Raw genomic sequence first — 1060 nt, 5'->3', positions numbered from 1 at the left:
TCCAGATTCCTAACCATGAACGTGGCCGCAAACACGGCCCGGCCGGCAAACTGCGCCAGCATCTTGACTACCTCTTTCGCTCCTGCAGCGGCAACCTGGCCGCTCAGTCCGACCTGTTCCGGCTCACCTACGCTTCTGAAACTCTGAAAGACCAGGGCTGGGACAATTATGTGCTGGACTGCGTATTCCGCTCTGTTCGATCACGGATTGGCATGGAACTTCGAGCACGTATTGGCACCGAAGTTCGATCAGGATTTTGTCTCCATTCAGTCAACCGGGATGCGTTAACTTTTCCTACTGCTTTTTAACCTGTTTTTTCCTCGCTTTCCACTGCCGTTTTGCTTTTCCTCATCGATTCTCCTTGCAGTACAAGTCTGTGGCCGTTATGCACCAGTCTGTCCAGGATCGCATCTGCCGTTGTCGGGCTCTCCATCAGCCCGTGCCACTTATCTACCGGGAACTGGCTCACCACCAGGGTACTGCTTTGTCCGTACCGGTCTTCCACTATTTCCAGCAGGTCGTTACATTGCGCGTTGCTCAGGGGTTCCAGACCCAGATCGTCCAGGATTAGCACCTGCGTTTTTTGCAGTTGTTTCAGGTGCTTCAGCCAGCTACCGTCTACCCGGCCCTGCGCCAGCATTTCCAGTAACCGACCGGTACGCCAGTACTGAACGCTGTGTTTCTGGCGACAGGCCTGTTCACCCAGGGCATTGGCGATCCAGCTTTTCCCGCACCCCGTCGGGCCGGTGATCAGGATGTTTTTCCGATGCGTGATGTAATGACCGTTCAGCAGCCCCCGCATCTGTTCGGCTCTCAGCCCCCTCGAGACGGGGTAGTGCAGCCCCTCCGGCGCTGCCTGGTATTTCAGGTTAGCACTCTTCCTCAGACGGGCCACCCGACCGTTTTCCCTGTTCAGCAGTTCGTCATCTGCCAGCAGGATCAGCCGTTCCTCGAACGACAACTCGCCGTAGGTCTGCGGTGTTTCTCGCTGGCGGATTAGGCTCCCTGCCATGGCCGGGAGCTTCAGTTGGGTCAGTTTGAACCGCCCCGGTTTTCTTGG

1 protein-coding gene and 1 pseudogene are annotated in these 1060 nt (G+C 56.7%); one reads left to right on the top strand and one right to left on the bottom strand.

Going from position 1 to position 1060, the window contains the following annotated elements; genetic code table 11:
- Positions 1–308, top strand: a pseudogene (locus U869_RS32680) (DUF2913 family protein); the annotation flags it as partial.
- On the opposite strand, the gene istB reads toward U869_RS32680, so the two are convergent.
- The gene (gene istB / locus U869_RS0128345; RefSeq protein WP_029988574.1) at positions 305–1036 is read right to left on the bottom strand and encodes an IS21-like element helper ATPase IstB; all 732 of its coding nucleotides are present in this window, start codon (positions 1034–1036) and stop codon (positions 305–307) included. The pseudogene U869_RS32680 and the gene istB sit on opposite strands and share 4 nt — an antisense overlap.
- Positions 1037–1060: the final 24 nt, after the last annotated feature.

The sequence above is a fragment of the Serratia sp. H1w genome (assembly GCF_000633355.1).
Taxonomy (GTDB): Bacteria; Pseudomonadota; Gammaproteobacteria; order Enterobacterales; family Enterobacteriaceae; genus Chania.
This window is presented reverse-complemented; position numbering and strand designations above follow the sequence as displayed.